The sequence below is a fragment of the Streptomyces sp. NPDC058691 genome (genome assembly GCF_042714775.1).
Classification (GTDB): Bacteria; Actinomycetota; Actinomycetes; order Streptomycetales; family Streptomycetaceae; genus Actinacidiphila.
In genome coordinates, this window is sequence record NZ_JBHXSO010000001.1 from 135,329 (window position 1) to 159,845 (window position 24,517).

Below are 24,517 nucleotides of genomic sequence, written 5' to 3' on the forward strand. Positions count from 1 at the left end.
GTGAGGAACCCTCGCCTGGCGCGAGTGCCGTTTCTCTCGAACAAGCAGCCGTACGGAACCGCCGGACCCGGTCCCGGTGTCGTAAGCGCCGTATAAGCTCAGGACCTCTCAAGTGTCCTGTATCGGCACGGGAGTTCGGCATCGCATCGGGGAGGCTCCCATCACTAGCAGCACAGGCGACTTCCTGAGCCCACTGGGACCGCAGGACCCGCGAGAAGCCGCTGGTTACCGACTGCAGGCACGGATCGGCGAAGGCGGCATGGGCACCGTCTACCTCTCGCACACGCGCGGCGGCCAGCCGGTCGCGCTGAAGGTGATCCGCCGCGAGTACGGCCAGGACCAGGACTTCCGCCGCCGTTTCGAGCAGGAGGTCCAGGCGGCCCGCCGCGTGCAGGGCTACCACATCGTGCCGGTGGTCGACCACGACGCGACCGGCGAACTTCCCTGGCTGGCCTCGGCGTTCATCCCGGGCATCCCGCTGCACAACGCGCTCGTGGCGTTCGGCCCGCTGCCGCTGCCCGTGGTCTTCCAGCTGGTCGGCTGCGTGGCCCGCGCCCTGTCCGCGATCCATGCGGCTGGCGTCGTCCACCGCGACCTCAAGCCGAGCAACATCCTGCTGGGCTCCCAGGGCCCGTACGTCATCGACTTCGGCATCGCGCGCGCCGCCGACGCCACCCAGCTCACCCGGTCCGGCGGTCTGATCGGCACCCCGCAGTACATGTCGCCGGAGCACGCGCTGGGCGAGCGGGTCGGCCCGGCGGCCGACGTCTTCTCGCTCGGCCTGGTCGCGGCGGTCGCGGCCACGGGACGCCACCCGTACGGCGACGGCGGCGCCATCACGGTCGTCGCCCAGATCGCGAACACGGCCCATCGCCCGCCCCGGCTCGACGGGTACGACGACCAGCTGCGCCCACTGCTGGAGCGCTGCCTGACCGCCGACCCGGACGAGCGCATCGGCACGGAGGAGCTGGCTGCGCGCTGTCAGGAGCTGGCCGACCGCCCGCTCAGCGACTTCGGCGAATGGCTGCCGGCCCCGCTCGCCGCCGTGATCGTCCGCCGCGAGCAGGCCGCGCAGACCCCGCCTCCGCCGACGGCGCCCCCAATACCGACGGCCGCCCCCACAACACCGCCGCCCGCCGCGTCGACCACTCCGCCGCCGTCCCCGGCCACCGACCTCGCGTCAACCGGGGCGACCGGACCGGCGGTTCCCACCGCGACGCCTGCCGAGGGCTTCAGCCCGGCGGGTTCGGCGCCCACGCCGGGCTACGGCTACCCGCTGCCCGCCACCGCCACCGCCACCGCCACCGCCACCGGCACCGGCACCGGCACCGGCACCGGCACCTACAACCTCACCCCGGCCCCGGCGGCTCCCGGGAGCCGCCGGGGCCTGAAGGTGGCCCTCATCGCCGCCGCCCTGGTCCTCGCGGTGGGCGCGGGCGCGGCGGGGGCCGTGTGGGTGCTCGGCAAGGACGACAACGGCCAAGGCAGAGGCCAGGCACGCGGCAAGGACAGCACGGCGAGCTCGACGCCCAGCGCGTCCGCGACCGACGCGGACGGGACACCGGACAACGGAGAGGGGACGCCGACCAAGTCCCCGTCGGTGTCCGCGAACGCGTCGTACGAGGTGAAGTTCGAGGACAAGGCCTTCACACTCCGCACGCCCACCACCCTCGGCTACACCGCCGTCGACTTCGACGAGCCGAAGGCCGACACCGAGGGCGAGATGGACGACGCGCTGCGGGACATGACCGTTGAGGACACCGAGTGGGAGTTCGAGACCACGATGGGCAAGAGTGAAGGCACCACGCCCGAGGAGTGCCGCGAGGGAGCGGAGACGGATGTCCTGCCCTCCACCGTGGACTCCCACTCTTTCGGCGAGAAGGCGTCGATCAGCAAGGGCGCCCGCCTCTGCACGGTCACCAAGGACGGCAACCTCGCCATGTACGAGATCACCAAGCTGACCGCGGCCAGGTGGAGTTTCGAGGTGCCCACCGTCCAGGGCACGCTGACCCTCTGGAAGATCACTGAGTAGGTCCGCGCACGTGAACGGGGTGCTTGCCGGGTCGGCGGCGCAGCGCGTTGGCGTAGGCCTGCCCGGCCCGCCGACCTGACGCTCCTCGGGTCCACGCACGCTCCCCACTCTCCCCACACGCTTCAACTGCCAACGAACTGAGGCGAAGAGCACCGCTGGTCGTTTGTGGGAACCGCCATCACGCTGATCTACCAGCACTCGACGCTGGAGCGGCAGAAGGAGATCATCGCCCCGCTTGATGCTCGGGTGCGGGCTGACCGTAAATCAAACGACGCGCACGGCGACGGCTCATCGGGCACGGATCGGGCACGGGGCCCTCAACCACCGTAGCGGTTTCGGAGGTCCGTCGTGACCCGCGACATGATGCTCATTGCCTGCTGCGAACCATCGAAAGCCGGGGCTTGGTCGAGGTTCAGGATCTCGTCATGCATACGGAGATCACTTCCGACGGCAATTGGCCGAGTCTTACGGTCTACTTCCACGACGCCGAAGACTGATCCGGGCTGTACGCGGACGCTGTGCACTTGGTCCGCTTCCTTGTCAGGTGAATCCGATTGTGCCGCATCGTGGCGATTGGGGATATCTACGTCCCGTAGATGCAGGCTGCTGCGGTGCGTCGGTGACCACCCTTGATCGCTGCTGTTGGTGTCGGCCGCTGATGTCGGGTCCGAGGCGGTCTTGACACTCGACCGCTCTGCTGTCGCTCTCCATACCGGGGCGTCAACAACACGACCAGTGCCCGCCGCCGGTCGGGATCATTCTCCCCGTGCGGCGACCTCGCGGAACAACGCTGCGAGCGTATCCAACTGCTGCTGTCGTGCTCGCTCGGCCTGGTGTCGTGCTTGCCGCGCGTGAGCGATGAGGCCCCGCAGCCATGCAGCGAGAGACGCGATCACCACGACGCCGGCCCAGAACACGAGATCCTGCAACGTACCGTCGAGGTCGAGCGAGTCATGGGCCCAGAGTGTGTGCACGAGAGCTTCGATGACCCCCTGGAGCGCGTCTAGACAGGCCAGCACCACCAGGAAGGCCGCACAGCCCCAGGCATCAATCTGCTTTTCCCCAGTCACGGTCTGTTGCTCCGCCTCGCCGTCCTTAAGTTCCTTATCAGGTCGATCAACGGACACCGGACGCCACAGCTCGCCCCGTGCTGCGCCGATCTACCAGCACGCCAGCGTCGAGCGGGAACGCGTGATCGCGGAACCCGTGAGCGCCCTGGTCGAGTCGGCTCGGCAGCGACCGACCGACGTTTGGCTGCTCTCGCGGTTCAGCGGGCCGGACGACGGGCGTCGCGCACGTCGCGCACAAGTGTGAAGGTCGCGGCAAGGAAGATGGCGGCCGCACCCGCCGGCCAAAGGACGGAAGCACCTGAGCGGCAGTCCCGGATGCCGATGGCTAGAAGTCCCAGGCTGACGACGACGCCGAATGTCGAGAGCGCGATGCGGTGTATCACGCGTACATCATGACTTCTCGGCGTTCGAAGCTCAGAGGCAGGGCGTGGAACATGCGCCACGTGGCACGTGTGTGGCACCGCGGCGGGAGATCACGAGCTGTTTCCGAGGCTGCGAGCAGTAGCAGATCAGCCGGTCGCGACGGAGCAGTCATCGGGCTTGATGCCGCTGAGATCACACAAGCGACGTCGGCCTGATCCTCGGAAGGGCGCTGTCGAAGGATTGCCGCTGCCGCAAGAGTCCCGACAACGAGGCACGTCGGATTCTGCTCCACGACAACGCTGAGAATCGTCGCCCGCGTCGCGTTCAGTCGCAGCTGCCGGGATTCCGTAATCCCTTGCTCGGATTCCCGCTGAAGCTGCTTCCGGATCTGACCGGCTTGCGTCGCGAACTCCTGCTTGGCCTGCTCGCACGTCGCGGATCCCTCGGATGCGCGGTCGTCCTGCGTCGCCCCGACGGCGTACCCGCGCCCCTGTGCTAGCCAGCGCGATCAACGAACGTCTCTCTCCTGCCCGCACCAACGCGACGGCGCGGGCGCGGAACTCAGCAGGGAGGCACGGGGCACGTTCGGCAGCCTTTCCTGACGGCCGTCAGTTGGCCAGCAGAACTGGAACCTGAGAGGTGGGGCAGGTCAACCTGTCACCCAAACCTGCAGCAGACCCGACACCGCTTCCTCGACTTGACTTGGCTGTGTGCGTCTGATTCGGGTGGCGACGCCCGGAGGGGCTGCCTGACTCGTTGCCGACGCGGCGAGCGCCGACGACAGGTCCAGGGTTACGCTCGCGCAATGCCGCTTCGCCAGTACGTCTACTTCGCGCTGATCAGCAGCCGGACAACCGCGCAAGAGATCACCGCGTGGTTGGGCATCGAGCCCGACGAGACGACCGTGCGTGGAAGCCGCAGGGCCGATTCGCCGACTCTGCCGGTCACCCATCGTTGGAAGGTCGTGTGCCGTGAGCCTGGCCTGTCGGTTGACGAGCTAGTCGCGCGGCTCCTGGACAGACTCCGCCCGCACACGGATCGCATCGCCGAACTTGCGGTGAGGTTGGCGGCTGAGGATGAGGAATATGGCAGTGCCGTGCTGGAAGTCGTGCGCTACTTCAACGACGACGAGGCCACTCACGGAGCCGCCGCGTCGGATCAACCCAACCTGTTCGGCTGGCACCTGGACCCTGACGTGCTGAGATTTCTCGCCGCCACCGGCGCAGCGCTGGATGTCGACGAGTACGACATGACCCCGGACTGACTGCCCCCCCCGGGGGACGGACGACCCTCTCCGAAAGGGGCTAAGGGTGACATTTCACCTGACGAGATAGTCAGCTGCGATGTCTAGGCCAGACGTCAAGCGTCACCTGACGCCAATCCGCCCCGTCAAGCATCACCTGAACCTAGACATGCCGCTGGCGGTGATGTCCTGTCTCTGTACGTCTTCGCAGCCGTAGGCCCCGTTCCGCCCTGGTGGACGTCTATGTTTCGGCAACGGTCGTCAGCTCTCCTGCTGGTTCGCAGGCCTGTAAGGCTGTGCAGATAGCCAGGACTTGGCAATGTGAGATGTAATCTTAAGAACCTCTGGTTCGTACTGAGGTTCGGCCCAGATCTGCAGGTGGAAGGAGTCGATGGGTACTTCCGAGTACCCGTCGTACGCGCGCTCCATATCGCGGGCGTGGTAGCGCAGGCGGTACCAGCCTGCACCGCTCGGCAGTGGCGGCAGCACGATGAACTTGCCGCTGTGCCATGAGTCGACCCGTAGGGGCTCTGCGATGACTTCCAGGCTCACCTCGACTACGTCTTCGTACTCGTCGAGCAGGGCCATCGGCTCGTGATGATGCACGGATACGGTTAGGTCGACTACGCCCAGGCAGAGGCCTGTGACGAGGAAGGCGCCTCCTCGTACTGTCCGCAGGATGCCTGCGTGTGACTCGCCGGGGGCATGTGGAATCGGGAGTGTCCTGCCGCGAGGGTTGCCGTCGAGCAGGTAGAACTGCCGGTAGTTCACGGGGAAGACGGCCGTGTGGATGTATGTGTTCTCTGAGTCTCCGGTCGTGACTATCGGGATCGTTCCGTTCACGTGATGTCCTCCGCGTTTGTCGCCTGCTCGGCTCGGCCGGCCTTAGGTGCTGAGCGGCTCCAGTAACTCACGGTGTCTAGGCGAGACGTCAAGGATCAACTGACGCCGAGACGTCAGGCATCGACCGAGACCCGACATGGTCGCGGGACTGTCACTGAATCGCTCCGGGTTTGGTGTCGAGCGGGATGTCACGCGCTGACGGGTTCGTCGGCGTGGGTGTGTTGGTGATGGTAGGCGTCTTCGTACTCGGCTGGGGTGGTGTGGCCGAGGGCTCCGTGTAGGCGCTGGTGGTTGTAGCCGGGCTGCTGGGGCAGGTAGGGGAAGAAGCGGCGCAGGTGGGCACGGGCATGGCGGAGCCATTTGGTCTCGGAGGTGTAGCCGAGTATGGCCTGCATCGTGGCGAGGGTGACCAGTTCGGCATCGCTCAGGCGGGGTGTAATGCCGACCGGCGGGTGCCACGGCGCCAGGTCGGGATGCTCCTTCAGCATGTCGTCGGTGGTCGCATAGAGTGCTGTCGCGAGGGTGTCCACGTCGTTCGTCACAAAACGATCTTGGACACCCTCGTTCTCGTCTCCGCAGGCACCCCTTGGACCACCACCAGGAGGAACCAGTGTCATACCCGCAACTGCTCACCCCCGAGGAGAAGCTCGCCGATGCAAAGAAGCTGTTGAGCCTCCCGCGTATCGTCGTGATCTGTGGCTCCACCCGCTTCATGACCGAGATGAACGAGGCCGATATGCGGGAGACCAAAGCCGGGAAGATTGTCGTCAAACCGGGCTGTGACATGAAGTCCCCGCACAAACTCTGGTCCGAACCTGTCGAGGCCGAGGCGCTGAAGGTTCGACTCGACGATCTGCACCGGGCGAAGATCCGGCTCGCTGATGAGGTGCTCGTAGTCGGCGACTACATCGGAGACAGCACCCGAGCCGAGATCGCCTACGCCCGGTCGCTGGGCAAGCTCGTGCGGTTCACGCACCCCGAAGTCGACCCAGACGCCTGACCGTCCGCTGCCACCTCGACAACCACGGCCCCTGCCCGCCGCCTGACTGTCTCACGGTGGCTTCGGCCGCCGCCCACCAGGCATCCCTTGGAATTGATCATCTAGAACACCAGCCGGTGCGCCTGCGCCGGGTGGTTGCCACCCCGCCGTTGCCGCGGGCTGCCCGCGCTGCGCCAGGCAGGCGGGGGGAAAGTGCCAGAGGTACGTGAGGCAACCGGCTGATGTCACCCGGGTGCTGGTGAGTTGCCCGGGTACACAGGCTATTCGGGCCAGGATCGGTGATCTGGCCCTGATCGCTGACCCGGCGTGGTCAACTCCTCCGAAGGCCGCGCGTAGGCCGGAGCAACCGAGTGCGGGACGCGTGCGACCTGAAGCAGGTAGCCGATCGCGACGGTCACGGAGCCGAACGCTTCTGTCGGGAGCCCGACGAACACGATGATGTGTGCGATACCCGGTCGCCTCTTCCGGCACGACGGCCCGGCGTGACCGGCATCCGGCCGGCAGTCCGCGGGGGAAAGGGTGCAGCGGCGGGGCATGCCGCTTCCTGGTTGTCGCAGGCCGTCATCAACGGCGGTGGGCTCGTCCGGCCGGGAGTCGGCCAGCGAGCGACCTCGAGCCGTTCTGGCCGTCTCGGCAGGAGTATCAGTTCGACCGGGAGCATTGTCGCCTGGTTCCCGCGCGACCCCCGGCGTACAGCTGACGCCAGCGATCCGGGCTGCCGCCCGCTCCGCCCGCTGTCGGTGTCCCGGCCGTCCAGCGCAAGACGTCATCCACGAGCCCTTGCGCCGGCTCGGGGGCGCAGTCACGGTTTGGATGCTACCGAAGGGTGGATTCAAGAAGCAGTTCGCTCAGGGCGGCCGGCATGGTGATCATGCAGTCGTGTCCGGTCGGCAGTTCCCGTATCCGTGCCGGGGAGCCGTTGGGCTGTGTCGCGGGGACGGGCCGCCGCACGATGCCTTCCGGTTCTGCGCCGACGCAGTGGATGTGCGTGCGCGGAACCGAGTTCACGGCGGGGTTGTCAAGCCGGACCGTTTGCTGCAGGCAGCGCACGGGCTGGTCGGAGAGCGTCGCGCGCAGCCAGGCGACGTCCGCGGGGTCGGTGACCCCGAACAGACCGAGGGGCGGGGGCATCTCGGGCAGTGGTGGGATGCGCCAGGCGGTGTCGGACTGGGCGGCCAGGTCGATCAGGTTCTGGGTCATGGGCTGCACGTCGACGGCGCTCTCGCCGTGTTCCGGGACCATCGCGTCCAGGTACACCAGGTGTGAGATCCGTTCAGGAACCTCGTTGGCCACGGACGAGACGACCAGCCCCGCGTAGCTGTGGCCGACGAGCACCAACTCGGTCAGGTCCTCCTCGTGGATGAGCTTGAGGATGTCCTCGACGTGCGTGTCGAGTCCCACCTCGGGTCCGAGCAGGTGTGCCTTGTCGCCGTAGCCGGTCAGCGAGGGCGCGAACACGCGGTGTCCGGCCGACTTCAGCAGCGGGGTCACCCGCTCCCAGCACCGGCCGCTGTGCCAGGCACCGTGTACCAGCAGGAAAGTTGACATGAGGGGGCCTTTTTCCTCTTCGGGGCGTGGAGGCGTGGTGGGTGGAGGCGTGGGAAGGTTACGGTTCCTGTCCGTGCCTCGGTACTCTTCAGGAACCGGCTTCATCGTGCTGTACCTGCCGCACCCTGATCAATACGGCACATTGAGGTGCCCCGGTTCTGTGGAGGTAACCATGAGCGGCGCATCAGGCGGCGAGTCGCAGCCGGCACGGCCGGCGGACCCATGCCAGGCCCGTGAAGTGCTCGGCATCGTCGGCGACAAGTGGTCGTTGCTGATCGTGCGTAACCTCAGCCAGGGGCCGCGCCGCTTCACCGAGCTCAAGCGGGCCGTCGACGGGATCAGTCAGCGTATGCTCACCGTCACTCTGCGCGGCCTGGAGCGTGACGGGATCCTCACCCGGACCGTCCGCAACGTCATGCCGCCGCACGTCAGTTACGAACTCACTCCGATGGGCAGGACCCTGCGCGAAGCCACCGCACCCCTGTTGGAGTGGAGCATCACGCACCTGACGCACATCGATGCCGCACGCGCCGAGTACGACGCCCGCCCGGACACGCCGCTCACCTGACCCGCACCCCGGCTGTACTCACCGCTCGGCAGGTACGGCGCACTGGACGCGGGGGCCCTCGGAGATCCCGAGGTCGGCGAGCAGTTGGCCGGCGCGGATGGCACCGATGCCGGCAAGCGATTCAAGGACGCGGCGCACCCGGATCCTGCCGACGACCGCGTCCTTGCGGGCGAGCAGGCCCGTGAGCGGCAGGGTTGTCGGGTTCACGGCGCGCTGGGGGAGTGCGCGTGCCGCAGGTGTGGTGCGGGCGGCAGGGGGGTGGGTGCTCCCGTCTCCGGTGCGGCGCGGAATGCCTCGATCACGTAGGCGGCGAAGCGGCGGGAGGCCGTGAGCCGGGCGGGGAGGGGCGCGTGCTGGAGGCCCTGGTGGGCAGTGAGCATGAGGATCAGGTCGTCGATGACGAAGCCGGGGCGGAGTTCGCCGGTCTCCTGGGCACGGCGGGCCAGTTCGGCGACGGCACGTACGGTCTGCTTGCGATCGGCGGCGAAGTTCATGGACTCGGGGAAGGCCGTCATGAAAGCGTCGGCGAATCCGCGGCTGTGTGCGTGGAGTTCGCAGATCCGCTCGATCAGGCTCTGGAATCCGTGCCACGGGTCCGCGTCCGTGAGGGCGTCGCGGACGGCGGCGTGACAGGCCCGGCGCTGCTCGGTGAAGGTCTGCGCGATCAGTGCCTGCTTGGTCGGGAAGTGCCGGTACAGCGTGGCGGGGGCGAGGTCCGCGTGCCGGGCGACGTCGTGCATGGGTGCGCTCAGGCCCTCCTCGCCGAACACCGACCGGGCGGCGTCCAGTATGCGGGCTCGGTTGTCGCGGGCGTCGGAGCGCACGGTCTGAGGCAAGTGGCCGGTCATCGTCTCTCAGTTCAGCCAGACGGACGGGGGCGTCCGTTACGGTCCGATGGCGGTGCCGCCGCCCCGCCCCGCTCGGCAATCCGGCGGTGGCCCCGACGGTGGGGCCGATTCGATACCCACGGTCGCAGCAGTTGTGTCCGTCCGTCCACCGACCCAAGGAGCAGAGATGAAAGCCGTCGTCATCAGGACGTTCGGAAACCCTGAGGGCTTGGAGGTCATTGACGTGCCCGTGCCGGTTCCTGCTCCGGGGCAGGTGCGGATCGCCACAGAGGCGATCGGAGTGGGCGGTGTGGACGCCGTGATCCGCCGGGGAACGCTCGCCGCCTACGGCTTCCGGGCGGGCCATCTCCTCGGCAGCGAGGTAGCGGGAAGCGTCACCGCGGTGGGAGAGGGCGTGGACGCCTCGTGGATCGGGCAGCGAGTATGGGCGTTCACCGGCCTGTCCGGTGGGTATGCCGAGCAAGCGGTTGCCTCGGTCGATGATGTGCAGCCGTTGCCTCCCGGCCTGACCGGCGCCGACGCGGTCGCTCTGGGTGGCTCCGGCGTGGTGGCCCACTTCGCCCTGGAGAGGGCCCGTTTCGCACCTGGGGAGACGGTGCTCGTGCGCGGTGCGGCGGGCAGCATCGGGATCACGGCGGTCCAGCTCGCGGCCAGGAACGGGGCGGGCTCGGTGGCGGTCACCACCTCATCGGCCGAGCGTGGTACCCGCTTGAAGGAACTGGGCGCCACGCACGTCCTGAACCGCTCCGGTGAGGGCGGCCAGGACGCACCGGCGGGCTTCGACGTGGTGATCGATGTCGTGGGGGGTCCGCAGCTTCCGCTCTTCTTGGACAGGTTGAACTCCAATGGGCGGTACGTGGCCGTCGGTGTGGTCGGTGGGCAGCCGCCGGCGGACTTCGGCATGCGGCTGATGGATGCCTTCCGCAGATCCTTGTCGTTCGCCACCTTCAGCTCCGACACCGTGCCCGGCCCCGACCGGCAGGCTGTGCGGTCGTCGCAGTTCGCCGATGCCGCGCTCGGGGACCTGCGCACGATGGTGCACGAGGTGCTGCCGCTGGACCAGGCTGCGCTGGCCCACCGCAAGATGGACGCGGGAGAGGTGTTCGGGAGGGTCGTGCTGGTGCCCTGAGCGGGGCAGAGACGGACCTCGTGTGGAGGACATCCGGCCCTGGACCAACCGCGAGGCAACTGCGGCCGAGGAGGTACCCGGCAGCCTCGTCGTCGGCGGCGGCGTGGTGGCCGACGGGAGTCACCTGAACGCCCGACCCGACCGGTCCTCCCCGCCGTCGTGACCTCCGCGTCCATCACATCGAGCGGCAGCATGACCGCGCGCACCGGGTGGACGTCACGTCGCCGAGGTGCCCGGCCGCACGGCGAGGCCAGAGCACCCACAGGCACGACGCCTGGCGTACCGCCACCACCAGCGCCCTCGCAGCAGTGCGCAGCTTGTCACCCGAGGTGGGAGGCGAGGACGTCCGCAATGGCCAACCGGCGGTGGCTGTGGAAATCGCTGTCCGATCACCGGAGCACGGTGATAGACATCCGGCGTGGAAAAGAATCTTGAGTTCCCTGACCTGTTGCGACTGATCGATGAACGGTCGACCGCCTTCCGCGCCGTGGTCGCCGCCGCGCCCGGTCTCGACGCGCAGGTGCCGACCTGCCCCGGGTGGACGCTGTTCGATCTGGTGAAGCACCTGGGTGGGGGAGACCGTTTCTGGGCCGCCATCGTCGGCGCGGGGTCTGCCGACGCTCCCCCGGCCGAGGCCGTCGCCGCGCGCGCCGCGCTGGAAGTGCCGCAGGAGCGTGAGGCCCTGCTGGCCTGGCTGGACGCGTCGACGCAGCTTCTGCTGGGCGCCCTGCGCGCGGCGGGACCGGAGAGCGGTTGCTGGACGTGGTGGCCCGCGTCGCAGTCACCGCAGACCGCCGGCGGCACCGCCCGGCACCGGGTCCAGGAGACCGCGGTGCACACCTACGACGCCCAACTCGCCGGGGGCGCCCCGCAGCCGCTGCCGGTCGAGCTGGCACTCGACGGTGTGGAGGAATTCCTGTTCACTGTCTGCGCAACGCCGAGTGCCTGGCCGCACAAGCCCACGGCCTTCGACTTCCACGCCGCCGAGGGCCGCTCCTGGCGCCTCACTGTCGACGGCGACGGCGCACGCACCACCCGCATCCCCGCGCCCACCGCCGCGACCGGCGAAGACTCGGACGCAGCCGGCGCCTCCGTCCACGGCACGGCCAGTGAGCTGGTCCTCTACCTGTACGACCGGATCCAGGCCGACTCCTTGCACGTTGACGGAGACGCAGGGCTGCTCGACCTGCTCCGCGCCTGGGAGCCGGAGGAGAAGTAGGACGTAGCGGGGGCGGTTGGCCGCGCCTCGAGCCGGTAGGACAGGACTTTTCGCCAGGTTCGTCGGTCACGGCATCGGGCTCAAACCCGCGAGGCGGCCTCGGGGCGTCACGAAGCCGACCGTCTACCTGGATGGCTGTGCGAATTTGTCCGTCCCAGCGATCACGAGAAGCGACGCGACTGCCGTCGTCCCGATCTCGTCGAGAAGTCAGTTGATCGGGTGACTGCGGCGGCTGCCGTGCATGAGAGCAGGGCCTCTTGGTAGCTCGAAGGGTGTCGAAGCCAACGTGCGGTCCGGGAGGCCCTGTTGTCGCATTTCTACGGCAACGCGGGAGTGGGGTCCACTTCAGCCACTCTCGTGTGTGACTGTCTGGCTCACAGGTTCGGGAACGCCAGAGACCACGGGGCGCGCGAGCGTCGGTATCCCACCGACATGTCGGACGCCGAGTGGGCGGTGGTCCGGCCACTGCTGCCGGTGCCGGGCCGGCCGCGGGGCCGGGGCGGGCAACCGGAGGCTTATTGCCACCGCGCGATGCTGGACGCGATCCGCTACCTGGTCGACAACGGCACTAAGTGGCGGGCCATGCCTGCCGACTTCCCACCGTGAGACCGGGTCTACGCGTTTCATCTGGACACTTTCATGATCTCCGGGAGTGATTTCACACGGTCGTGTGTCACTCCTTTGAGGCGATCCGCGTCCGACCGTATCCGCGGTTCACAACTGCGGGTTCAGCTTGCCGGCGGCCAGTTCGGAGCGGACCAGCTCAAGCAGCCGTCCCATCCAATTGCGGCCCTCCAGCCCGTGCTGGCCCCAGAACGCCGAGCCCATCTCGGTGTAGATCAGTCGCGTTGTCCCCGTGCTCGTCAACGCTTCGGCAAGGTCGGGGTGCTGGTTGAACTTCGCACGCAGCAGGTCCGCCATGATCGCCGTCCGTGCCTGAGGCCAGCCGTCGCGCAGGGTGGAGCTCTCAGCAAGCTTCTGCGCGGCATAAGGGGTACTAGCGCGACAAATCTCAGCCTGGCGATGCTCCTTGGCAACTGCCAACGCCCAGTAGGCATGCGTGACGGTCGGGTAGGTCAGATCGCCAACGGTAGTGGGCGCGGGGAACTCATTGCGCAGCACCAGGATGCCGGGATCCTGCGGCCAGCCGCGCGGAAAGACCGTCTGGTTAATGAGGACGCTGGTCTCGATGGGTTCTGTCGCGCCGTCCGCGGGCGCCTTGTCGGCGTAACGCTGGTGCTGCTGCTCCCGGTCGGTGAAGTAGTGCAGAGCTGCAGCGTGCATGCCCTCGGTGACAACTTCGTCCTCACCGTGTCTTTCGAGCCGATGCCCGGGTCCTGTCACCAGCACCCGCAGCGGCCAGTCCTTGGAGTCCTGGTCGCCGAGGGCGTAGATCCGCAGGTGTTCGGGGATGGCTTCGTAGGCTTCGCGAAGCGCCGCCCGATTGTCCTCAGTCGGCTGGCTGCGGAAGGCGTCCAGGGTGGCCAGGCAGCGTGCCGTGGAGTCCGGTCGGCCGTTGAGCTGGTCGATGTCGTCGCGGACCTCGCCGAGCAGCATCTCGGGGGTCAGCCACATGCGTGGCTCGGCGAACTTCCACGACGCAAGGTGATGGGCCGATGCCTGGGCGCCGTCGGCCAAGTCGGTGGCCACCCAGCCGGATGCGAGCTTGCTGGCGAACTCCTCCAGGGTCACAAGCTCCCAGCAGTCGACCATCCCGTCGGCGTAGATCAGCAGATCGGTGAGGAAGTACGTCGAACCGTTGCGGATGAAGGCGTGCCGCCAGGTTCCCTCGATACGCTCGCCATCCACATTCCGCCATGTCCGCCGTCGTATCGCCATGGCCGACAGGGTAGCCGTTGCTGCCATCACGTGATCTGTCTGGCGACGCTAGACGGGTGGCTCGTCGTGGGGTTCGTCGAGGTCATCCAGGAGGCTGGTGATGCGGTCGGCGACGCGCTGGTGGCGTTCGATTTCGCGGTCCCAGCCGCGGGTCTCGGCGTCGTCGATCAGTTGCCTCTCGACGCAGAGGCGTTCGCGCAGGCGGGGCGCGTTCTGGGGTGTGGTGACGAACTTCGCGCAGGTCAGGTAGAGGTCGCACTCGCAGGGGCCCTCTTGGGGCAGGCGAAGACAGCGGCCGAGTTCGAGTTCGGTCTTGTAGAAGTTGGTCTTGAGCCAGTCCAGCCCGTCCTGGTCGAGGCGTCCGGCGCGCAGGGTGTCGGCGAGCGGACCGGCGATGACCGCGCCGGGTCGCAGGACGGCCTGGTAGTCGGCCAGGACGGTGGGGTCCGAGATGTGCGTGTAGGTCATCGACATGCCAGGACTCTTATGTCCGAGGACCTTCATGATGGTCTGCATGCGGGCGCCCTTCTCGGCGAGCTGGGTGCCCAGGGTGTGCCGGAAGCGGTGCGGGTGGATCGCAGGTTTCCCTTCCCCGTTGAAGATCGCCAGCTGCTGGCAGATCTCGCCGTGCTCACCATCCCAGTGGAGTGCATCGCCCAGACCCGCCCCAGCGGCCAGATCCTCGCCACGCTGTGCGGCTGGATGCACTCCTCGGAACTGGCCCGCCTCACCGTCCACCACGACGGCAGCGCGACCGGACGACTCCTGGGCGGGCAGGTCTCCTTCATGCTCACCCGCCACCACCAGCCCCCGCCCCTGGGCATGCTCCCCGACACCGAAAGCGGCGCCGAACGCGACACCGTCATCAACGCCGGCACCCGGCGGTGGCGGCCGGGGCCGCGACCACGCTGACCACCCTCGGCCATGCCACCGACCTGATCACCAGCGACGGTCTGTCCGGGCCGCAGGTGGCGATGACCCGGTCGTAGGGTCGGTGGCACAGCAGCGCGGTGGAGTAGCCGGTGCCGGTGCCGATTTCCAGCACCCGCATGCCGTCTTCCACTTGGAGGTCTTCCAGCATTGATCTGGCCGCTGAGGACGGGCAAGCGTAGTAGACGATGCTCCAGCTCACGATCCGCATGGCGCAGAGAGCGGGCAGCATGTGCCCGCCGCTCTGAGCGCCGGCATGGGCACCCATGGTGCGTGGTACTTCGGAACCGGAGTAGCAGCCGGACAGCCGGCCGTCGTCTCCGGGCATCACCGGCTTCCCATGCCGTCGGGACCGAACCGTGCACCTGGCGGAAGAAGCCGCCACCAAGGAACGGCTGCGTTCTCGCCGGCCGCTGCGAGCGACCCGGCCGGCACGATGCCCTCGCGCGTTCAGGGAGGCGTCTGTGGGACCTGCGGGGTCCCCCCGTGGGCGACATGACGGCCTGCCAGAACGCATTCCCCTTTGGTCGAAACATGTCAACCGATGAAGGATGGGTTGCATGTCAGGGCCGTCATTGGACGGGCGGTTAACGGACGCCGAGGATGTGAACAGGGCGGCTGAACCGCAACGGCTGATCAGCGGCTCAGTTCCAGCTCCAGCACCCGCGACAGCCGTACAAAACCCCACCAACTCGCGGTTTGGTCATGTCACTTGACCGTCCCCATGGGAGGGCGGGAAGTTCACCCGCCTCCGCGATCATCTGCGGCCATGAGCAACCTCAGTCGCCGCATCTTCATCCTAGGCGGGCTCACCACCGCGAGCGTCACGGCGCTCCAAATCGGGGCGGCGGCCCAGCCGTCCGTCGCCGCCTCCACTCCCTTCCCCTTCACGCTCGGTGTCGCCTCCGGCGAACCGGACGACAACAGCGTGGTTCTCTGGACGCGTCTGGCTCCCACACCGACCAACGCGGACGGTCAGGGCGGCATGCCCAACGCCGACGTCGCCGTCGACTGGCAGGTGTCGACCAACCAGAACTTCACCACCCTCGTCAGCTCCGGTACGTTCACCGCGCGCTACGCACAGGCCCACGCGGTGCACGTGCTGGCCGGTGGACTCGCCCCGGACTCGGAGTACTACTACCGGTTCCGGGCCCAGGGGTTCATCTCCCCGGTGGGCCGGACCCGCACCGCGCCGGCTCCGAACACGGTCGGGCGAGACTTCACGATGGCCTTCGCCTCGTGCGCCCACTACGAGCAGGGCTACTACACCGCCTACCGACGCATGGCCGACGACCGCCCCGACCTGATCCTGCACCTGGGCGACTACATCTACGAGGGCGGCGCCACCGCCGGCGCCGTGCGCCAGCACCTCGGCAGCGAGATCGTGTCGCTGGCCGACTACCGCCGCCGCTACGCGCTCTACCGCAGCGACCCCGACCTGCAGGCCGCGCACGCGATCGCGCCGTGGCTGGTCGTGCCGGACGACCACGAGGTGGAGAACAACTACGCCAACATGGTCCGCGCCGACAGCAGCCCCGTGTTGACGGCGGCTCAGTGGACCGCGCGTCGCACCGCCGCGTACCAGGCCTACTTCGAGAACATGCCGCTACGGGCCGCCGCGACCCCCTCCGGCAACAGCATCCAGCTCTACCGCCGGGTCCGCTGGGGCACCCTCGCCACGTTCCACATGCTCGACACCCGCCAGTTCCGCGACGACCAGGCCTGCGGCGACGGGATGAAGGTCTGCGCCGACGCCGATCTGCCGGCCCGTTCGATCACCGGCGCGAACCAGGAGGCATGGCTGCTCGACGGACTGGGACAACACCTGAGCACCTGGGACCTCATAGGCCAGCAGGTCTTCTTCGCCCGCAACATCAACTCGGCGGGTGCTATGAACATGGATGCCTGGGACGGGTACCGGGGCAGCCGGGCGCGGATCCAGCAGGGCATCATCGACCGCGGCGTACGCAACCCGGTCGTCCTCACCGGTGACGTGCACGCGTCGTGGGGCAACAACCTCAAGGCCGACTACGCCAATCCGTCGTCGGCGACGATCGGCTCCGAGCTCGTCTGCACCTCCATCACCAGCACCGGCAACGGAAGCGCCACCACGACGATCCCCAACGGGTCGCTCAACCCGCATCTGCGCTTCTACTCCGAGCGGCGCGGCTACGTCCGCACGCACATCACGCCGTCGCAGCTCACAGCCGACTTCCGGTCGGTGGCGACGGTGACCGAACACGGCGCGCCGGCGACCACCGTCCGGACCTTTGTCATCCACGAGGGAAATCCGGGGTTGGCCGATGCGTAAGCTCTCCGTACTCGGCGCAGCCGTCGCCGGCCTGGTCGCCGTCCTCGCCATGGTCGCCCCGGCTTCGGCGGCGAGTCCCTCGTCCTGGGTGACCGCGAACAGCGACTCCGCCGGTGACCAGGACACCTCCTCGATCGCGGCCAACCGCCTCGGTGACGTCGCGGTGGTGTGGGAGGACGACCGCGACTCGACCAACGCGGGCGACAACGCGCACAGCGACGTGTGGGTGCGGATGTTCCGCAACGGCGTCTCGGCCTACGAGAAGAAGCTCTCGGCCGGCGGGACCGCGGGCGTGGCCTGGCGGCATCTCCAACCGGACGTGGGACTCGACGACCGGGGCAACGCCGTCGTCGTGTGGGCGGAGGACCCGGACGCCAACGGGTTCTACAACATCACCTACCGTGTGCTCTCCCCGGCCGGGGCGCTCCTCGGCTCCGGCCAGGCCAACGCGAGCGCCGACGGCCAGCAGATCCATCCGCGCGTCGCGGTCGATCCGGACGGCGCGCCCAACAGCACCACGGCGGTCGCGTTCTCCGTGGTGTGGGAGGACATCCAGGGCACAGCGGCGGCGACGGTGAAGGCAGCCGGGTTCACCGGGACCACGACCAAGGCCTACGAGGTGACGGTCAACGCGGCCGGCGGCGCACACCACAACCCCGACGTCGCGACCTCCGCCTCGGGCGACGCCGTCGTCGTCTGGGACGAGGACACCGACAACAACGGCGTTTACCAGATCGGTCTGGTGAAGCTGGCCAAGGCGAACGGGGCGGTCACGCTCAGCCGCCGCAGTGCCAACAGCCTCGGCGACGGGCAGCAGCAACGCCCGGCCGTGGCCGCCGACTTCAACGGCGACTTCGCCGTGGCGTGGGAGTCCGATCACACCGGGACCCGTGGCGTCTGGGCCCGATCGTTCACCGCGACCGGCACCGCCGGCTCGGCCGAGGTCGAGGTCTCCAGCGGAGCCGGAGCAGGCAACCCCACCGTCGGCATCGACGACCAGCGCGACGCCGTGGTCGGCTGGAGCGTCGCCGGCACCGATCCAGCGGTCTGGGCCCGGGGCCTCAACCCCGACGGCACCTTCGCCGGCCGGTTGCCGGCCCAGTCCGTCAGCCAGGTCACGACCGGCCGGCAGGAGCAGCTCTCGCTGGCTTCCTCCCCGTTCGGCACACTCTCCATGTCGTACACCGATGACAACGACGGCAACACCTTCGACCAGGTCCTGCTGAGTCTGGGGGCGACCAACTCGGACTGGTGACGTCCCTTCGATCCGCGGACGACCACCGGGCCACACCGGGTGGGGAGATCCGGCAGTCGGTTCCGGAACCGCGCGAGAACGCGGTCCTCCGGCACCGACTGCCGGATCACCTCCGCGGGGCGGCCCGGAATCGGTCGTGCCCGTCGCGGCCCTCAGGAGCCGGTCAGCCGAGGCCCTCATCGCCAAGCACTCGGTTCGAGGCCTGGCCTGCGTGACCGCGCAGAAGACGGTCTGGAATCCACACTCGATCGGGGCGTAGCCCAAGGCTCCCCAACGATTGCCGCGAGACGCCCGCGATCCGCAAGTGCACCTCCGTCCAGATGCGGACGCGGTCACCGACGACTTCCGCAGCAGCGGTGACATGATCAGGTCCTTCGATGTCCACGGCGCTCGTCGAGTCCGCCCAGGCCTGCTCGCGCGCGATCACCGGAGCCCATCTGGTGCCGGCCTCTTCCTGCACACGCGGGCTGCGGTTGTGGCGGCGGGTCGAGGGGTGTTCGAGAGCGTGTTCCACGATCCGGAGTGGTTCGCGCCGTTCACCGGGCAGCGGTGCGAGCTGTTGCTCTACGTGCACGAGGAGGCGTTGAAGCAGGCGACAGGGACACAGTGGGATCGCCTGACCCGCTACGACTACGAGTCTTGCTCGTACAAGGACGGCTTGCCCGAGCTCCGCGGCTGATCACCGTTTGCCTCAGAGCCGGTGATCACCCGGTGACCGCGGGGCTCGGTGGTACCCGCCGGCGGTGACCTGCAGCCATTCGTCGACCTCGTCGACATGCATGAAGCGGACGCCATCCTGGCCGCGGTCAGCCGCCTCGTCGACGAAAAGAACGCGCAGGTCACGGTCTCCACCGTGCACAAGGCCAAGGGTCGCGAATGGCCCCAGGTGAAGATCGTCGGAGAATTCCACCCGCCCAAGGACAGCGACAAGCGGGACGAACACGGAAACCCTGTGCCCGGCCCGATCGACGACGCAGACGCCCGCCTCGCCTACGTCGCTGTCACCCGCGCCCGCCAACGCCTCGACCCCAGCGGCCTGGCCTGGAACAACGACCACTCAGACGGCAACCCCCACCGCTCGCCCGGCCCGGTACCTGCCGTGATGCCGGGCTGATTCGTCGGCACCGTGGTCTGCGGACACACGCCCTGCACTGGCCGCGCAGGCGCTGGCGTCCCGTACTACAACGCCCGCCTGAGCGGATACGCAAGCGGTCCCGGCAGGGTGCGGGTCCCGGCCGGGGGCGTCGACGTCTGTGTGTACGTGGAGGGCGGTCGCCTACGCGAAGAAGGGCTCCGTTCTCGCGCTCTATCTGCCCCGTGCCGAGGAGTGCGGGCACGGTGGTGTACGCGCTGAGCTGGGCTGATGAGCACCTCTCATGCCATCTGAAGCACTACTTGTTGGATTCATGGCGATTTGTCGTTGCAGCATTGCGGCAACGCAGTTCAACGAGTCGGCGTCATGGCCGACTCCCCGTCCAGCGCAGCGCGTCGCGACACGGGCTTCGGCTCCCGGTTCGCCGACGGTCACGACTCGTCACTGATCGTGGCTCACCGTGCTGGACGGGCAGGATCAAGTACTACGAGACACTGCTCTCCGGCAGCCAGAAACGGACAGGTCTGCATGAGTACCAGCCCCGCCGCCAAAGCCCGCCAGGAACGCTTGCAGCACGGTCTGGACGTCCTTACCCGCATCGGCGGTGAGGGCGGTCGGAAGGTCGTCGACTCCCTCGCCGACGTCAACCCCGAGCTCGGGCACCAGTTCGCCGCCTGGGCCTTCGGCGAGATCTACGACCGTCCGGCTCTGGCTCCGCGTGACCGCCAACTGCTCAACCTCGCCATGCTCACCGCCCTCGGCGGCTGCGAACCACAGTTGGAGGTGCACATCGGCGTCTCCCTCAACGTCGGCCTCACCCCCGAAGAGATCGTGGAGGTGCTGCTGCACTCCACCGTCTACTGCGGCATGCCCAGGGCCCTCAATGCCACCTTCGTCGCCAAGAAGGTCTTCGCTGAACGCGGACTCCTCCCCGTCGATCAGCAGTAACGCACCACGACCTCGCCGGCGGGACTCCCGGTCCCGACCGCGTCGCCGCGCCGACCGCCCTCACCCGGACCCGGGTACGGGGCACCTCGTCCTCACAGACGGAGACCGCACCTGGAACTCGGCCGATCTGGCAACGGTGTCCACCGCAACGACAGAAGATCCCACCTGGCTCCAGCTCCAAGCGGCCATCAACAATGCATGCGACGCGCAGACATGATCGACCCGCCCTATCGGTCGGTGGCGGCTTCGAGCGGCAGAGTCTTCCGCGGGATCGGCCGGCGCGTCGTAGCCCGTGGTGCGCGCTCCACCGAGCCGGAGCGGCTGCGCCGGGGTCTGACCGAGGCGGACCTCCGACCGATTGGATGAGCACCGTGTCAGCGAGGCGGGCCGATCAACGACGCCGACGCCCGCCTCGCCTACGTCGCCGTCACCCACACCCGCCTCGACCCCAGCGGCCTGGCCTGGATCAACGACCACCCCGCCGGTAACTCCCAGCGCTCACGCGGCTTCGTACCGGGAGGCGTTTCGGTAATCCGGATACACGGTGCCGATGGCGAACATCCACCGCTTCATCGGCATGGGGTCCGACCATCTCTTGGAGCGTCTGCTGGGCGAGGAGCGCGACCGCAGCAAGGACGGCATGATCAGCAACGGCACAACCTGTACGGCGCTTACGGCCCCGTACTCGCACCTCCGCTCGGTGCCGCGGACCTGCTGTGGGCGGTCGCAGCCCGGGGCTTCCGGATCGTCACCTCCGTAGAGAGCAAGGAGCTCGCCGTGATGCGGGCCGCCCTCCACGCCGACGACGTCATCGCGGACGCCACCAGCAGAGATGACGTCTCCGCCAGCAAACCGGCGCCCGACATGGTCGGGCGTAAGCGCGGACCGGCCGGCAGCTGTGGGTTTGTCCATTGAACGGCCCTGTCTCACATTCGGTGGTGACGAAGAGTGGTGCTATCCGAGGAGGATGCGGTGGCGAAGTAGGGTGAATCCCGCTCGTCCGTGCATTTGGCGCGCTATCCGCTTGGTTTTGGTGTTGACGCCCTTGGTGGGACCGTTGCTGTACGGAAGTGTGAGCGCGGCGATCACTGCGTCCCGGTCTCGGTCCAGGCCCCGGGCGGGCCCGTATTCCTGTGGAAGCAGATGGTCGGAGTCCTGCGTAACGCCGTTTGACGGCAACGTCAGCGGACGACCATCGCTGAGGGCGGCGACTCTTCGGATTCGCCGCCCTCAGCCAGTGCATCGCTCAAGGTGTCGATGGCGTGGCGCTGGAGGCGTGCGTGGGCGTAGACGCCGGCTGTGACGCCGAAGTGGGCGTGGCCAGGCGGTCTACACGCCACTGGGGCCTCTGCCTGACGGGAAGTCGGGCAGAGGCCGGATGTTGGTAGCGGGGGGCGGGATTTGAACCACGCGATCTCTGGGATATGAGCCCAGCGAGCTACCGAGTTGCTCCACCCCGCGTCGGTGCATTCAGTCTATGTTTCCTGGCCGGGCTGCGCAGGGATTTATCGCGGAGGTTCCATGGCCTGCGCCGTGCTTCTACGGACATCGCCCTACTGCGCTGGGGCCGGATGCCGAACAGGTGCTCAGCCCGAGGGGGTGGCGTGTTCGCGCGTGGGCACGGCGTCGGTCATGCGGGTGGGGGCGGCGGGGCGCCGACGCATGATCAGGACAGAACAGGCCATGGACGTTTGCGTCCCTATGCCTTCTCTTCCAACCCGCGTGACCTGCGGCGAAAGTAGTTCCTGCCACCGGGCGTCACACCCAAGACATCCTTCACAGCTGCACCTGCAGGGCAGCTGTTTGGGCCAGGGATGTGTGCCTTCGCCCGCTCGACTTACCCACCGCAGGAGAGATCATGAAGCTGAGCCATGCCGTCCGCCGTACCACCGCCGCTGTGGTCGCCGTCAGCGCGATGTCCCTCGGATTGGTCGCGACCACCGCCGGAGCCGCGCATGCCGTTGCCTCGTGCACCGGTGACGTGTCGATGTACGGCACGCTGTCCGACGGCCGGCTGACCTACACCCAGATCGCGCCGAACACCGGCGACCGCGTCAAGACGCTCATCGGCCCGAACCTCGGCTTCACGCCCAAGGCGATGGCGGCCCTCAACTTCAACACGGTCCTGGTCACGTCGACCACAGGCGACCTCTACCGGGTCGACGTGCAGACAAACAGCACGTCTCTCACGGTCGCGGGTGTCGTCAAGATCTGGGACGGTGGCTGGACCTTCGACAAGTTGGTCTACGACGGCGCAGGTCACCTCTATGGGACGGTCGACGGCCAGCTCCATCAATACCTGGTGTCGCAGGCCAAGCCCGCAGGCTCGGCCCATATAGGTCAGCACGTCGTGATCGACACCGGCTTCGTCCTCAAGACGCTCGCCGCCGCGGGCGACGACCGCATCATCGCCTCGACCTCGGACGGCCGACTGCTCAGCTACAAGATCAACGGAGTGAACGACTGGGACAGTTCGGTCCTGAAGTCGAGCGGCTGGTCGGCTGTGGACTCGCTCTCCTCGCCGGGTGGCGGCCTCTACTACGGCCGCACCAACGGCGGCATGTACTGGTACCACGACGTGGACCCGACCGACGGTGACGGCAGCGACATCGCGTACCACTCCGACGACCCGGTGGACGCGTCCGGCTGGACCCAGAGCCTGCTGTCGACCTACGCGAACAACTGCGCCTACGTGCCGGCGACCCCACCGAAGTCCGTACAGGGCGGCACCATCTACCGCAACGAGGTCATCGCCCGAGCCAAGGACTGGTACAACCGCAACATCCAGTACAGCCAGAGTGCCTACGCCACCGACGTCGACGGCGACCACTCCTACCGCACCGACTGCTCCGGCTTCGTCTCCATGACCTGGCACCTCACCACCTCGCTCACGACCGAGACCCTGCCCAGCGTGAGCACCCAGATCGACAAGGCCGACCTCAAGCCCGGTGACGCGCTGAACGACTACTCCGATCACGCCGTCCTCTTTGCGGGCTGGAAGAACCAGGACGCCGGCACCTTCTACTACTACGCCGAGGGCAGCACGGCCACGGACATGAACTACTCGACCGCGAACGTCTACAGCGGCGACATCGGTGGCCACCCGGCCTCGTCCTACGTCGCCCTGCGTTACAAGAAGATCGCCTGACGCCCCACCCGACGCCTCGAAGGCCTCGCCGAGCCTCGGCGGGGCCTTCGAAGTGTCCACGACGCGCAACGGCTGCACAACGGGCCCCTCGCCGCTGCGGGGCCGCCACGGTCCGCAGCGCGCTCCGGCGCCCACGCCGGCCGGAGCGCAGCTCCAAGCGGAGCTGTGTTCGGGGGTAGCCGTGGCTGCGAAACGAGGGCGAGCAACGCTCATGACCTGTGGATCGGCCTCGGCCTGGGACGCGAAGGGCGTACCTTCCGAGTGATCGACTTCTGTTCATCGAGTAGGCCCGAGGCGCCGAAACAGCGCGCCCGCCGCCCAGGCCATGGTCTTGAAGCTCGTCGAGTCAGCCCGGCAGCGGTGGCGGGCCCGAAACGCACCCCATCTCGTCGCCCTTGTCCGTGCCGAGGCTCGCTTCGAACGCGGCCAGGTCGTTGAACGCCGCAGACGACCGCGGCACGAATAAGGTGAGGGACCTGCCTCGAAGTTCGAGATCATCCGGTCATGTCGGATGGCACGCCAGCACAGGACCTTCCGGTCGGCTTCGGGTTCCGGCCCTATCGCGGCGACGAAGACCATCGCGCCATGGCCGCGGTGCGACTGGGGTGCTGAACGGGACCGGGTCGATACCCACTCGGTTGTGGAAGGGCTTCCGACAGCGGCTGTGATCGTCGAAGCCTCTATCACGTTGGAGGAGCCGTCCAAGAATCAGATCCTGGTCGTGCGCGACGATACGTGGCTCTACCTGCACCGCGGCTACCTCTTGCCCGAGCAACGCCTCCAGGGCATCGGCTCAGCCATGCTGAGCTGGGCCGAGGAGCGGATCCGCCAGCTCGTCAACCAGCACGGGCGGGGCGGACGGCAGTGATCGGAGCGAACGCCATGGCCTCCCGAGCAGGACGCTACGGGGCTTCTGCTCGCAGTCGGCTGCCAACGGAGATCGTGCGGGTCGTGGCGTGGTGCACCGAGCGGACTGCCCGCAGGCGGCTGGTGGCTGGCTGACCCGGAAGGAGCTGACCCTTGCCCTCGACATGCCCGAGGTGCCGGCGTGCCCCCGTTGCCGCCCCACCGCCGGGAGCTGAACGCACGTAAGGGCCGGCTGGAGACATGACGCAGCCCCGACCGTCCGC

General features: G+C 68.0%; 21 protein-coding genes, 1 tRNA gene and 6 pseudogenes. 16 read left to right on the forward strand and 12 right to left on the reverse strand.

Going from position 1 to position 24,517, the window contains the following annotated elements; genetic code table 11:
* Positions 1 to 232: 232 nt before the first annotated feature.
* Positions 233 to 2,032, forward strand: coding sequence for a serine/threonine-protein kinase (locus ACFWVC_RS00595; protein WP_384273679.1), 1,800 nt, complete (start codon positions 233 to 235; stop codon positions 2,030 to 2,032).
* A gap of 755 nt (positions 2,033 to 2,787) precedes the next feature.
* Here ACFWVC_RS00595 and ACFWVC_RS00600 read toward each other — a convergent pair.
* Both ACFWVC_RS00600 and ACFWVC_RS00605 read right to left on the reverse strand, forming a co-directional pair.
* Positions 2,788 to 3,159 (reverse strand): hypothetical protein, encoded by a 372-nt coding sequence (locus ACFWVC_RS00600; protein WP_384273213.1) that lies wholly within the window; start codon positions 3,157 to 3,159, stop codon positions 2,788 to 2,790.
* Between the two features lie 140 nt (positions 3,160 to 3,299).
* On the reverse strand, positions 3,300 to 3,485 hold the full coding sequence (locus ACFWVC_RS00605) for a hypothetical protein (protein ID WP_384273216.1): 186 nt from the start codon (positions 3,483 to 3,485) through the stop codon (positions 3,300 to 3,302).
* A 785-nt stretch (positions 3,486 to 4,270) separates the two neighbouring features.
* On the opposite strand from ACFWVC_RS00605, the gene ACFWVC_RS00610 reads away from it, so the two are divergent.
* On the forward strand, positions 4,271 to 4,729 hold the full coding sequence (locus ACFWVC_RS00610) for a DUF4279 domain-containing protein (RefSeq protein WP_384273222.1): 459 nt from the start codon (positions 4,271 to 4,273) through the stop codon (positions 4,727 to 4,729).
* 240 nt (positions 4,730 to 4,969) lie between these two features.
* Here ACFWVC_RS00610 and ACFWVC_RS00615 read toward each other — a convergent pair whose 3' ends face one another.
* On the reverse strand, positions 4,970 to 5,551 hold the full coding sequence (locus ACFWVC_RS00615) for a hypothetical protein (protein ID WP_384273228.1): 582 nt from the start codon (positions 5,549 to 5,551) through the stop codon (positions 4,970 to 4,972).
* A 269-nt stretch (positions 5,552 to 5,820) separates the two neighbouring features.
* Positions 5,821 to 6,093: pseudogene (locus ACFWVC_RS00620) on the reverse strand (IS982 family transposase); the annotation flags it as partial.
* A 68-nt stretch (positions 6,094 to 6,161) separates the two neighbouring features.
* Here ACFWVC_RS00620 and ACFWVC_RS00625 point away from each other — a divergent pair.
* Entirely contained in the window at positions 6,162 to 6,551 is a 390-nt protein-coding gene (locus tag ACFWVC_RS00625) for a hypothetical protein (RefSeq protein ID WP_384273232.1), read from the forward strand.
* Positions 6,552 to 7,367: 816 nt separating this feature from the next.
* On the opposite strand, the gene ACFWVC_RS00630 is transcribed toward ACFWVC_RS00625, so the two are convergent.
* Positions 7,368 to 8,099: an alpha/beta fold hydrolase gene (locus ACFWVC_RS00630; RefSeq protein ID WP_384273235.1), complete on the reverse strand. Its 732-nt coding sequence runs from the start codon at positions 8,097 to 8,099 to the stop codon at positions 7,368 to 7,370.
* 172 nt (positions 8,100 to 8,271) lie between these two features.
* Here ACFWVC_RS00630 and ACFWVC_RS00635 point away from each other — a divergent pair, with 172 nt between their 5' ends.
* The gene (locus ACFWVC_RS00635) at positions 8,272 to 8,667 is read left to right on the forward strand and encodes a winged helix-turn-helix transcriptional regulator (RefSeq protein WP_384273238.1); all 396 of its coding nucleotides are present in this window, start codon (positions 8,272 to 8,274) and stop codon (positions 8,665 to 8,667) included.
* Positions 8,668 to 8,685: 18 nt separating this feature from the next.
* Here ACFWVC_RS00635 and ACFWVC_RS00640 read toward each other — a convergent pair whose 3' ends face one another.
* Both ACFWVC_RS00640 and ACFWVC_RS00645 read right to left on the reverse strand, forming a co-directional pair.
* A complete protein-coding gene (locus ACFWVC_RS00640; protein WP_384273241.1) occupies positions 8,686 to 8,874 on the reverse strand; it encodes a hypothetical protein in 189 nt (62 codons plus the stop codon).
* Entirely contained in the window at positions 8,871 to 9,515 is a 645-nt protein-coding gene (locus tag ACFWVC_RS00645) for a TetR/AcrR family transcriptional regulator (RefSeq protein ID WP_384273244.1), read from the reverse strand. The genes ACFWVC_RS00640 and ACFWVC_RS00645 overlap by 4 nt, the downstream gene beginning before the upstream one ends.
* A 166-nt stretch (positions 9,516 to 9,681) precedes the next feature.
* Here ACFWVC_RS00645 and ACFWVC_RS00650 point away from each other — a divergent pair, with 166 nt between their 5' ends.
* The 3 genes and pseudogenes from ACFWVC_RS00650 to ACFWVC_RS00660 form a co-directional block, all read left to right on the forward strand.
* Positions 9,682 to 10,644 carry a zinc-dependent alcohol dehydrogenase family protein gene (locus tag ACFWVC_RS00650; protein ID WP_384273245.1) on the forward strand — a complete coding sequence of 321 codons (963 nt, stop codon included), beginning with the start codon at positions 9,682 to 9,684 and terminating at the stop codon, positions 10,642 to 10,644.
* A 418-nt stretch (positions 10,645 to 11,062) separates the two neighbouring features.
* A complete protein-coding gene (locus ACFWVC_RS00655) occupies positions 11,063 to 11,863 on the forward strand; it encodes a maleylpyruvate isomerase family mycothiol-dependent enzyme (RefSeq protein ID WP_329316178.1) in 801 nt (266 codons plus the stop codon).
* A gap of 369 nt (positions 11,864 to 12,232) precedes the next feature.
* Positions 12,233 to 12,466 (forward strand): annotated as a pseudogene (locus ACFWVC_RS00660) (transposase); the annotation flags it as partial.
* A 111-nt stretch (positions 12,467 to 12,577) separates the two neighbouring features.
* Here the strand turns inward: ACFWVC_RS00660 and ACFWVC_RS00665 are convergent.
* Together ACFWVC_RS00665 and ACFWVC_RS00670 are read right to left on the reverse strand one after the other, a co-directional pair.
* Entirely contained in the window at positions 12,578 to 13,702 is a 1,125-nt protein-coding gene (locus tag ACFWVC_RS00665; protein WP_384273247.1) for an NADAR family protein, read from the reverse strand.
* Between the two features lie 48 nt (positions 13,703 to 13,750).
* Positions 13,751 to 14,443 (reverse strand): tyrosine-type recombinase/integrase, encoded by a 693-nt coding sequence (locus ACFWVC_RS00670; RefSeq protein ID WP_384273683.1) that lies wholly within the window; start codon positions 14,441 to 14,443, stop codon positions 13,751 to 13,753.
* Here ACFWVC_RS00670 and ACFWVC_RS00675 point away from each other — a divergent pair.
* Entirely contained in the window at positions 14,330 to 14,614 is a 285-nt protein-coding gene (locus ACFWVC_RS00675) for a hypothetical protein (protein ID WP_384273711.1), read from the forward strand. The two genes, ACFWVC_RS00670 and ACFWVC_RS00675, sit on opposite strands and share 114 nt — an antisense overlap.
* 79 nt (positions 14,615 to 14,693) lie before the next feature.
* On the opposite strand, the pseudogene ACFWVC_RS00680 reads toward ACFWVC_RS00675, so the two are convergent.
* A pseudogene (locus ACFWVC_RS00680) lies at positions 14,694 to 14,804 on the reverse strand (hypothetical protein); the annotation flags it as partial.
* Positions 14,805 to 15,401: 597 nt separating this feature from the next.
* Between ACFWVC_RS00680 and ACFWVC_RS00685 the strand changes: the two are divergent.
* From ACFWVC_RS00685 to ACFWVC_RS00705, 5 genes and pseudogenes are all read left to right on the forward strand, one after another.
* Positions 15,402 to 16,943, forward strand: a complete 1,542-nt coding sequence (locus ACFWVC_RS00685; protein ID WP_384273249.1) for an alkaline phosphatase D family protein — start codon at positions 15,402 to 15,404, stop codon at positions 16,941 to 16,943.
* A complete protein-coding gene (locus tag ACFWVC_RS00690) occupies positions 16,936 to 18,198 on the forward strand; it encodes a hypothetical protein (protein WP_384273252.1) in 1,263 nt (420 codons plus the stop codon). The genes ACFWVC_RS00685 and ACFWVC_RS00690 overlap by 8 nt, the downstream gene beginning before the upstream one ends.
* A 493-nt stretch (positions 18,199 to 18,691) precedes the next feature.
* On the forward strand, positions 18,692 to 18,877 hold the full coding sequence (locus ACFWVC_RS00695) for a hypothetical protein (RefSeq protein WP_384273254.1): 186 nt from the start codon (positions 18,692 to 18,694) through the stop codon (positions 18,875 to 18,877).
* 54 nt (positions 18,878 to 18,931) lie between these two features.
* Positions 18,932 to 19,312 (forward strand): annotated as a pseudogene (locus ACFWVC_RS00700) (3'-5' exonuclease); the annotation flags it as partial.
* A gap of 507 nt (positions 19,313 to 19,819) precedes the next feature.
* Positions 19,820 to 20,239 (forward strand): carboxymuconolactone decarboxylase family protein, encoded by a 420-nt coding sequence (locus tag ACFWVC_RS00705; RefSeq protein WP_384273255.1) that lies wholly within the window; start codon positions 19,820 to 19,822, stop codon positions 20,237 to 20,239.
* 954 nt (positions 20,240 to 21,193) lie between these two features.
* On the opposite strand, the pseudogene ACFWVC_RS00710 reads toward ACFWVC_RS00705, so the two are convergent.
* A pseudogene (locus tag ACFWVC_RS00710) lies at positions 21,194 to 21,358 on the reverse strand (ISL3 family transposase); the annotation flags it as partial.
* A 263-nt stretch (positions 21,359 to 21,621) separates the two neighbouring features.
* Positions 21,622 to 21,700, reverse strand: a tRNA-Met gene (locus ACFWVC_RS00715).
* Between the two features lie 397 nt (positions 21,701 to 22,097).
* Between ACFWVC_RS00715 and ACFWVC_RS00720 the strand changes: the two genes are divergently transcribed.
* From ACFWVC_RS00720 to ACFWVC_RS00730, 3 genes and pseudogenes are all read left to right on the forward strand, one after another.
* Positions 22,098 to 23,387, forward strand: coding sequence for a hypothetical protein (locus tag ACFWVC_RS00720; protein WP_384273258.1), 1,290 nt, complete (start codon positions 22,098 to 22,100; stop codon positions 23,385 to 23,387).
* Between the two features lie 504 nt (positions 23,388 to 23,891).
* Positions 23,892 to 24,324: pseudogene (locus ACFWVC_RS00725) on the forward strand (GNAT family N-acetyltransferase); the annotation flags it as partial.
* Between the two features lie 22 nt (positions 24,325 to 24,346).
* Positions 24,347 to 24,469, forward strand: coding sequence for a DUF6233 domain-containing protein (locus ACFWVC_RS00730; protein ID WP_384273686.1), 123 nt, complete (start codon positions 24,347 to 24,349; stop codon positions 24,467 to 24,469).
* Positions 24,470 to 24,517 lie beyond the last annotated feature (48 nt).

Bases quoted from the DNA above. Each gene is read 5' to 3' on its own strand.
- ACFWVC_RS00610 (WP_384273222.1), top strand. From the start codon at position 4,271: ATGCCGCTTCGCCAGTACGTCTACTTCGCGCTGATCAGCAGCCGGACA.
- ACFWVC_RS00630 (WP_384273235.1), bottom strand. From the start codon at position 8,099: ATGTCAACTTTCCTGCTGGTACACGGTGCCTGGCACAGCGGCCGGTGC.
- ACFWVC_RS00635 (WP_384273238.1), top strand. From the start codon at position 8,272: ATGAGCGGCGCATCAGGCGGCGAGTCGCAGCCGGCACGGCCGGCGGAC.
- ACFWVC_RS00645 (WP_384273244.1), bottom strand. From the start codon at position 9,515: ATGACCGGCCACTTGCCTCAGACCGTGCGCTCCGACGCCCGCGACAAC.
- ACFWVC_RS00650 (WP_384273245.1), top strand. From the start codon at position 9,682: ATGAAAGCCGTCGTCATCAGGACGTTCGGAAACCCTGAGGGCTTGGAG.
- ACFWVC_RS00665 (WP_384273247.1), bottom strand. From the start codon at position 13,702: ATGGCGATACGACGGCGGACATGGCGGAATGTGGATGGCGAGCGTATC.
- ACFWVC_RS00685 (WP_384273249.1), top strand. From the start codon at position 15,402: ATGAGCAACCTCAGTCGCCGCATCTTCATCCTAGGCGGGCTCACCACC.
- ACFWVC_RS00690 (WP_384273252.1), top strand. From the start codon at position 16,936: ATGCGTAAGCTCTCCGTACTCGGCGCAGCCGTCGCCGGCCTGGTCGCC.
- ACFWVC_RS00705 (WP_384273255.1), top strand. From the start codon at position 19,820: ATGAGTACCAGCCCCGCCGCCAAAGCCCGCCAGGAACGCTTGCAGCAC.
- ACFWVC_RS00720 (WP_384273258.1), top strand. From the start codon at position 22,098: ATGAAGCTGAGCCATGCCGTCCGCCGTACCACCGCCGCTGTGGTCGCC.